At 36.1% G+C, this 942-nt stretch carries 1 protein-coding gene; it reads left to right on the top strand.

What is annotated here, in order from left to right:
• A partial coding sequence (locus LIZ08_RS10185) for an IS3 family transposase (protein ID WP_227038816.1) occupies positions 1-911 on the top strand: 911 nt, incomplete at its 5' end.
• Between the last annotated feature and the right edge of the window lie 31 nt (positions 912-942).

The following is a 942-nucleotide window of genomic DNA, read 5'->3' as shown; positions in this document are numbered from 1 at the left end:
GTTCTAAAAAAGTTGAGAGAACTCCGATTGAGGGACGAAAAAGAGCAAGAAGAAAAACGGAAATTGTCCGAGGATTGGTAACAGAGTTTGCTTTAGAGATTCTTCTAAAGATTATTAAGCTTGCCCGTTCAACTTATTATTATCATTTAAAACAGCTCGATCAAAGCGATAAGGATTATGATGTTAAAGTTGAAATTCAATCTATTTTTACTGAGCATAAAGGGAATTACGGCTATCGTCGAATGACTCTTGAATTGAGGAATCGTGGTTTTGTAGTGAATCATAAGAAGGTCCAACGTCTGATGAAGGTCCTTGGTTTAAGTGCTCGTATTCGTCGTAAACGGAAGTATTCTTCATACCAAGGAGAGATTGGTAAGAAAGCAGATAATCTTATTCAACGCCAATTTGAAGCAACCAAGCCAATGGAAAAGTGCTACACAGATGTGACCGAGTTTGCCATTCCAGCAAGCAATCAAAAACTTTATTTATCGCCAGTTTTAGATGGTTTTAATAGCGAAATTATCGCCTATAATCTTTCGACTTCACCGAATTTAGAACAAGTGAAAGCTATGTTAGACCAGGCCTTTACTGAGAATCATTACACAAATACAATTCTTCATAGTGATCAAGGATGGCAGTATCAACACCAGTATTATCATCGTTTTTTAGAGGATAAAGGAATTCAACCGTCCATGTCACGTAAAGGAAACAGCCCAGACAACGGCATGATGGAATCCTTCTTTGGCATTTTGAAATCGGAAATGTTTTATGGTTACGAGAATACATTTAAGTCACTTAACCAATTGGAACAAGCTATTGTAAACTATATTGACTATTACAACAACAAACGAATTAAGGTAAAACTAAAAGGACTTAGTCCTGTGCAATACAGGACTAAATCCTTAACTTAAATTATTTGTCTAACTTTTTGGGGTCAGTACA

This window comes from Streptococcus sp. 210928-DFI.4.42 (assembly GCF_020554365.1).
Taxonomy (GTDB): domain Bacteria; phylum Bacillota; class Bacilli; order Lactobacillales; family Streptococcaceae; genus Streptococcus; species Streptococcus parasanguinis_S.
The sequence above is the reverse complement of the archived record's forward strand: the minus strand, read 5'-3'. Positions and strand labels throughout refer to the sequence as shown.